4 protein-coding genes and 1 pseudogene are annotated in these 7,686 nt (G+C 64.2%); 1 reads left to right on the top strand and 4 read right to left on the bottom strand.

The window, feature by feature from the left end; genetic code table 11:
- Positions 1-51: 51 nt before the first annotated feature.
- The 4 genes and pseudogenes from AAFX91_RS36670 to AAFX91_RS36655 form a co-directional block, all read right to left on the bottom strand.
- A pseudogene (locus AAFX91_RS36670) lies at positions 52-453 on the bottom strand (response regulator); the annotation flags it as partial.
- A 111-nt stretch (positions 454-564) separates the two neighbouring features.
- Positions 565-1,344, bottom strand: coding sequence for an NAD kinase (locus AAFX91_RS36665; RefSeq protein ID WP_394569762.1), 780 nt, complete (start codon positions 1,342-1,344; stop codon positions 565-567).
- A 274-nt stretch (positions 1,345-1,618) separates the two neighbouring features.
- Positions 1,619-3,754, bottom strand: coding sequence for a CHASE2 domain-containing protein (locus AAFX91_RS36660; protein ID WP_394569764.1), 2,136 nt, complete (start codon positions 3,752-3,754; stop codon positions 1,619-1,621).
- 277 nt (positions 3,755-4,031) lie between these two features.
- Positions 4,032-4,700 (bottom strand): hypothetical protein, encoded by a 669-nt coding sequence (locus tag AAFX91_RS36655; RefSeq protein ID WP_394569761.1) that lies wholly within the window; start codon positions 4,698-4,700, stop codon positions 4,032-4,034.
- Between the two features lie 404 nt (positions 4,701-5,104).
- Between AAFX91_RS36655 and AAFX91_RS36650 the strand changes: the two genes are divergently transcribed.
- Positions 5,105-6,652, top strand: a complete 1,548-nt coding sequence (locus AAFX91_RS36650; protein WP_394569763.1) for a S10 family peptidase — start codon at positions 5,105-5,107, stop codon at positions 6,650-6,652.
- Positions 6,653-7,686 lie beyond the last annotated feature (1,034 nt).

Below are 7,686 nucleotides of genomic sequence, written 5' to 3'. Positions count from 1 at the left end.
GTGACGAAACAATCCACGAGATCTTCCTAGCCGACCAGATCAGCCCTCAGTGCGTGGTCGCCGGATGACGCTCACGAGGATGCGCTGGTAGAGTCCCTTGGCCGAGATCGGCTTGGCCAGGAATTCGGTGACGCCGGCATCGCGCGCCACCGTCACGCGGCGCTTCTCCGAATGCGCGGTCAGCATGATGATCGGCGCATAGGGATTGGCGTTGGATTCCGGCTGCCGGATCATCTGCGCGAGCTCGAGCCCGTCGAAGATCGGCATCGACCAGTCGGTGATGACGATGTCGGGAACGTAGTGGGTATACATTTCGAGCGCGGTGGCGCCGTCTTCCGCCTCGTAGACTTCGCGCGCGCCGAACGAATGCAAGAGCGTCCGCAGGATGCGGCGCATGTGCGGATTGTCGTCGCAGATCAGAAACCGCAGCTTGTTGAAATCGATGCGATACATGTCCCGCCCGGCCCAAACGGCATTACCCGCCGTTAACCATATCGCTGTGGCGGTTAAGGAAAGGTTGCGCGGGGGATATTCGTCGTCCCGGTCAAGGCCGGGACGACAGCATCAATACCCGAACTGCTCGCGCAGGATGCGCTCTTCCAGGCTGTGGCCGGGATCGAACAGCATGCGTATCGAGATGGTCTTGTCGGTCAGCACCTCGACGCGGCTGACGTCGCGCACTTCGTCATGGTCGGCGACCGCCGCCACCGGGCGCTTGGCCTCCTCGAGCACCTCGATCACGACGAATGCCGAATTCGGCAACAGCGCGCCGCGCCAGCGCCGCGGGCGGAAGGCGCTGATCGGGGTCAGCGCGAGCAGGGCGGCGTTGATCGGGACGATCGGTCCCTGCACCGAGAGGTTATAGGCGGTCGAGCCGGCCGGGGTGGCGACCAGGATGCCGTCGGCGATCAGTTCCGGCATCCGCTCGTGCTCGTCGATCAGGATGCGCAGGCGCGCCGCCTGGTAGGTCTGGCGGAACAGCGCGACCTCGTTGATGGCGTGATGCAGATGCACCGCGCCGTGGATGTCGGTGGCGCGCATCAAAAGCGGGCTGATCAGGGATTCCCGCGACGCAGCCAGCCGTTCGCGCAGATTGTGGGTCGAGTATTCGTTCATCAGGAAGCCGACGGTGCCGCGATGCATGCCGTAGATCGGTTTCCCCGAGCGCATGTTGGCGTGCAGCGTCTGCAGCATCAAGCCGTCGCCGCCGAGCGCGACCACGACGTCGGCGTCCGCCGCATCGCAATTGCCGTAGAGCGCGGTCAGTTGCGCCAGCGCGGCCTGCGCCTCGGTGCCGCTGCTGGCGACAAAGGCGATCTTCTCGTATCGCTCGGGACTGGTCATTGCACGACAAGCTCGGCTCTGATGGCGCGCGGTTCCGCGCCGCGCCCGTCTATACAGCTTGGCCGCGCTTGTCGAGATCAGAAGACCGGCATTTCGGGCAAGGTCGGGCGGCTGCCCGACACAATTCCGTAATGGTCGGTCCGCCCGACCCCCTGCAAGCTGGAGAGGTGAGCGCCCGCTTAGCCCGGGTGGAGCGAAGCGTAACCCGGGACATCTGTATCCACGTTAACGGGCGGCCCCGGGTTGCTCTGCGCTTCACCCGGGCTACGGTACTTCACTTCTCCTGCAGCGTGCGGATCGGCTCCCAGTCCCCGCCCGGCGGCTGCGCGGCCATCTGCTCGGCGCGCTCGCGAAACAGGGCGGCCGGCTTGTCGGTTGCGGCCGCGCGGTTGAAAGCCTCCGTGGCGAGGTGGAATTCGCCGGCGCGCCAATGCGCGAGTCCTTCGCCATAAGTCTTGATCAGCGACTGCTGCGCTTTCGACAGCGCATCTGACCGCGCCACCAGTTCATAGATCTTCAGCGCTTGATTGCGTCCCTTGACGCGGACTTCGTCGAGCTCGCGCCAGGCAAAACCGCTGCCGGCGAGCGCCACCGTCGCATCCGAGGCGATGATGGTGGTGCCGTAGAACTTGTTGGCGCCTTCGAGCCGCGAGGCAAGGTTCACCGCATCGCTCATGACAGAATAATTGAAGCGCCGCCGCGATCCGAAATTGCCGACCAGCGCCTCGCCGGAATTGATGCCGATGCGCTGCGCGAGCGGATGGTCGCGGAAGACCGGCGAGGTGGCGTTAAGTTCGGCGAGGCGTGTGCAGCAGTCGAGCGCCGCGCGCGCCGCGTTCGCAGCATGGTCAGGATCGTCGGCGGGCGCGCCGAACACCGCGACGATGGAATCGCCGATATATTTGTCGACGTAACCGCCATTGGCCTCGATGACGTCGGTCATGTCGGAAAGATATTCGTTCATCAGCGACATCAGCCGGTCCGGCGGCATGTTTTCCGCGATCGCGGAAAAGCCCGCAAGGTCGGAGAAGAACACGGTGACCTCGCGCGCCTCGCCGCCGAGCTCCGGCAATTTCTTCGACGACAGCATGCGGTTGATGACGTGCGGAGCGAGATAGAGCGCAAAGCTCTTCTGCAGCAGCCTGCGGTCGCGATCGGTGACGGCGAAGCGAAGGCCGACCATCGCCGCGAGCGCAGCCGTGCCTGCTGCGAACGGCTCGACCAGCGGGAGCGCCAACGCGTGGGTAAAGGCGAAGGTGGCGGCGACAAGCCCGAGCGCGCTTACGGCTGCGAAGGAGAGGACGGCGGTGAATGGCCTGAATAGGCGTGCCGCCGTCGCGGCCAGCGCGGCAAACACAAAGGCGATCAGGAACGTCAGTAGCTGGCCGGGCTCGCTCGCCGCGTTGCGGGTGATCAGGTTGTTGACGGCAGTGGCGTGGATATAGACGCCCGCGATCGTGCTGCGCGCGATGCTCGGCGCGGCCGGCGGACTGGCGTCGAGCGCGCAGCGCGGCACAGGGTGTTTCCCGTCGCCTCCGGTGGCAAATCGTTTGGATGTCGCCTGGCGGTCTTCGATGTCGAGCACGGTGCCGATCAGGACGACCTTGCCGTCGAACCAGCGCCGGAAATAATCCTTCTCACCCTTGGCCGCGCAGGCGCGCAGGTCGGCGAAGGAGAAGGTCGGGATGTCGTCCGCGCCGCCGGCAAAGTTCAGCGTCATCGTGTTCGGCACCGGGCTCGGAATCCGGTAACCGGCGAGCGTCACGTTGCCACTGGCGTCGCTGTCGGGCGTCGCGCCAAGCGCCCGCGATGCCAGTTCGAGCGCCATGCCGGAAATCCTTGCGTCGCCGACGACAAAGGTCAGCGGCACCCGCCGCACCGTGTCGTCGTTGTCGGTATGGACGTTGAGCGGGCGGATGTTCTGCTGCTGGCGAACGGCGACGCGCTGGCCGGGAGAGGGGAGGATCGGCTGATCACCGCGCAGGATTTCGCCGAGCACGACCTTGCCGGACGTCGAGGCGGAGGCGAGCGCGCGCAGGAAGTCGCGATCGAAGCCGCGCACCTTCTCGCCCAGCACGCCGTCGCTGAACGGAATTTGCGACAGCTCGATCGAGGTCGGGATCACCAGGTCGAAACCGACGACCTTGGCACCGCCATCGATGATGGCGCCGAGCACGCGGCCAATCTCGCCGGTCCAGGTCAGCGTGGGCGATCCCTTGAACGGCGCCGCGCGATAGCTTTCCTCGTCGATCGCGACGACCACCGCCGGCGAAGCGGCAGGGTCGGGCGCGCTCTGGAAGATCCTCCAGCGCAGCGCGGTCAGGATGTCGAGAGACAGGCCCTGGATCGGCTTGAGTGCGGGCGAGATAGAAATGGCGGCACAGACCAGCGCGATCGCGGCGATTGTCATCACCTCGCGCGCGGTGCGCCCGATGCTCAAGGTCGCTGATCCCGACAAGGAGGTGATGATCTTTTCTCAAATCGAGAGGCGGGCTCGACTCCACCTCGCCCCGCTTGCGGGGAGAGGTCGAAATTCAAGCGCAGCTTGAATTTCGGGTGAGGGGGAGCCTCCGCGAACACGTCTGTCACCGTGCGCGTGGAGACAGCCCCTCACCCCGACCCTCTCCCCGCAAGAACGGGGAGAGGGAGAAGTGCCGGCGATCGTTCCCACGTGAAATCATCACACCCTAATTCATCCGCAGCAGGCGGCCGACGATTGGCGTGGGGCCGGGCTTGGCTTGCGGGTCGACGCGGAACACGATCTGCGACGACTTGAAGGTGGCGACGTAGAGGCCGCCGGGGACCAATACACCGCTCTCCCGGGCGAAATCGAAGAATCTGCCCTTGAGCTGGGTGCCGCCGAGATCAACCTGCTGACGCTCGCCGGGGATGTCCAGGCGCCGCACGATCAGCGTGCCGCGTCCTTTGGCCTCCACGAATGGCGAAGCGCCGTAGAGGGTGAGTTGAGGCTGCGGCAATGCGGCCTTGCTGGCATCGACGCTGCGCAACACGGTGGCGGCGACAGCGCTGGTCGCCTGCGTGGTGGCGTGCGTCTGGTTGGAATCGCAATCGGTCTTCTCGGCCTTGACGTCGGCAAGATGCACGACGCTCTCCTCGGTCCCGACGATCACCGTGCCGATCCCCGAGATCGTTTCGCGCCGGCAGGATGTCATATAGCTCAGCACGATCGAGCCACCGTCCGCGAGCTTGATCACGGTCTTCGGGGCCACATAATCCATGAACTCGGCGCCGGTGACCTTGCCTTGCACGTCCTCGACGACGGCCACCGGTGACTCGGCCGCGGCCGGCGAAGCCAGCGCCAACAGGCCGACACAAATAGCTATCGCTCGTTTCATTTCGGGAACCTCTCAAACGGTAGAATTTGGTTAGTCGCGGTGGCGCCGGTTTGGTTCTCCGGAAGCGAATAGTTGGGTTGGCAACCTTGTGGATGTGACGGATATCACTCAATTGTCGCCGCGGACAACCTGATCGGCGCGTATTGTCGCAGGCGTGTCGCATTCATCGCGATGCAAACCGGCTGGCGCGATTGTGATTTCCACACAATTCCTCGGGTTGTGTAGCTGCACGCACGATGGAAGCGGCCGCAATTTCACGTCGTAGCCCGGGTGAAGCGAAGCGTAACCCGGGGCCGCTCTTAATGCTGACGCAGACGTCCCGGGTTGCGCTGCGCTCCGCCCGGGCTACAGGGAAGTGGGACATGACAAGCCGGGTCAGAACAGAGCGCACTGCGCGCACGCGGATGATGGTCGCGCTGCTCGCATTTTCGGTCGTGAGCGGCGCGTGGGCGCAGGACGCGGGCGACGCCCCCAAACCGTCAGCACCGTCGGCTTCGCCGACGACAGAGGCGCCGGCCGGTCGGAAGGGCGGCGGAGACCGCAGTGCGGCAGCCAATCCACCCTCGGCGTCCGAGCAGCACCGCTTGCCGCCTGATACCATGACCAAGCAGACGCTGGCGCTGCCCGGACGTACCTTGGAGTTCACGGCTACCGCCGGCTCGATCCGCCTGTTCGACCAGAAGGGCGAGCCGCAGGCCGATATCGCCTATACCTCCTATCAGCTCGACGGCACCGATCGGGCGAATCGCCCGGTCACCTTCCTGTTCAACGGCGGGCCGGGCGCATCGTCGGCCTGGCTGCAACTCGGCAGCGCCGGACCGTGGCGGATTGCGCTGGGCGGCGAGGGGGCGGTGTCGTCGGCGTCGCCCGAGCTGGTGCCGAATGCGGAAACCTGGCTCGACTTCACCGACCTCGTCTTCATCGATCCCGTCGACACCGGCTATAGCCGTTTTGTCGCGACCGGAGACGACGTGCGCAAGCGCTTCTTCTCGGTCGACGGCGATGTCAATGCGGTCGCGCTGGTGATCCGCCGCTGGCTCGAGAAGCATGAGCGGCTGCTGTCGCCGAAATATGTCGTGGGCGAAAGCTATGGCGGCATCCGCGGGCCGAAGATCGTGCATAATCTGCAGACCGAGCAGGGCTTCGGCGTAAAGGGATTGATCCTGCTTTCGCCGCTGCTCGATTTCCGCGAATTCCAGGGCACGAGCCTGCTGCAATATGTCGCGAGCCTTCCGACCATGGCGGCGGTCGCGCGCCAGAGAAAGGGGCCGGTGACGCGCAGCGACGTCGCCGATGTCGAACAATATGCGCGCGGCGATTTCCTGGTCGACCTTGTCAAGGGGCAAGCCGACAGCGAGGCTACGACACGGCTCGCCAACAGGGTGGCGGCCTTGACCGACATCGATCCGGCGGTGAGCCGCCGCCTCGCGGGGCGTTTCGATGTCTCCGAATTCCGCAGGGAGTTCGATCGCCGCAATGGCAAGGTGACCGGCCGCTACGACGCATCAGTCGAAGGCTTCGATCCCAATCCGGATTCGAGCGTTTCACGCTTCGGCGATCCGTCCGGCGATCCGCTGATTGCGCCGCTGACGAGTGCTGTTGTCGACCTCACCAGGGGCAGGCTGAACTGGCGGCCGGACGGATCCTATCATCTGCTCAACGGCCGCGTCGCCGGCTCCTGGGATTTCGGCCGCGGGACAAACCCGGCCGAGTCGGTCTCACAGCTCCGGCAGATTCTCGCGCTCGATCCGAAGCTGAAGCTCCTGATCGGCCACGGCCTGTTCGATCTCGCGACCCCTTACTTCGGCTCGGCGATGGCGCTCGACCAATTGCCGGCCTTTGCGAGCCCTGACCGTGTCAAGCTCGTCGTCTATCCCGGCGGCCACATGTTCTATTCCCGCGACACCTCGCGCCAGGCATTCAGAGGCGAGGTCGAAGCGGTGATGAAGTAGGCGGGGCGGTGATGGAGTAGGCGAGAGCGGTTGACCTTCTTTGCCGGCAATCCAGCAGCGTGCACGCTATTAGACCCTCATGGTGAGGAGCGCGTCTTCGCGCGTCTCCGGACGATGCTTCGCATCGCCTTGAGAACCATGAGGTCCCGCTCTCACCCGTGGCCATCCCTCGAGACGCCGCTGGCGCGGCTCCTCGGGATGAGGTCCGTCGTTTCATCCCGCAACGGACGAGACAATATTTTGCAGCTTACTTGAAGTTGTCGTTTGCGCGATCGGGCAGCGCTTCTGTCGTATGACGCGCATCATTTAGCTAATGCAAAATTCACGTTTTCTAGAGTCGTGATTGAACCTGATGACATGCGGCGCTGACCAATTCAGTGCTGGGGATTTCAGGGCCCAGTATCTATCAACGCCACCAAGCAATATTCATTGCGCTCGGTGGCGTTTATTTTTGGCGGGTTGCTGACCACCCGCTGTCATTCCGAGGCCCGACGAAGTCGCGAGCCCTGACAACCCCGTCATTGCGAGCCAACGGGTCGCGCGAACGCGCGCCCGATGACGGGCTCCGCGAAGCAATCCATGCCTCCGCTCGCGGCGCTATGGATTGCTTCGCTGCGCTCGCAATGACGATGTGGTTGCTTTGGGTGCGACAAATCAACCCGACGGGCAAATCAGCAAAAGTCTGTCTATCCCTCGCGGAAAAAACATTCCGCTTTCGCCGTCGGGCAAATCAGTGATTTAACTCCGCACGTCTCACCCAAGAGAGGGGCGGCTCGCGATCGTCACGAACGTTGCGGTGAGATGCGGTGGACGCGGCTGTTGCGACAGACGAACGCAACATCAGCGGACGGCGAAGTCGTGTGGTCCTGGCGCCCCGACGCTGGCGCTAAGTTCGTAGAAGCAAGCTTCTACTGATGACGGTGGCAAGAAAGCCCGGTCACCGGGGAGAGTACGAAGTAAGCCGTAAAACCATCGCGCAGGGAAAGCCGGAATGCTTCGGTTGAACCTGTGGTCCTACCCCCGTGCTTTTTGTT

Source organism: Bradyrhizobium sp. 31Argb, assembly GCF_043638955.1.
Lineage (GTDB): Bacteria > Pseudomonadota > Alphaproteobacteria > Rhizobiales > Xanthobacteraceae > Bradyrhizobium.
Note: the sequence above shows the minus strand (reverse complement) of the source record. Positions and strands in the feature narration are given on the sequence as shown.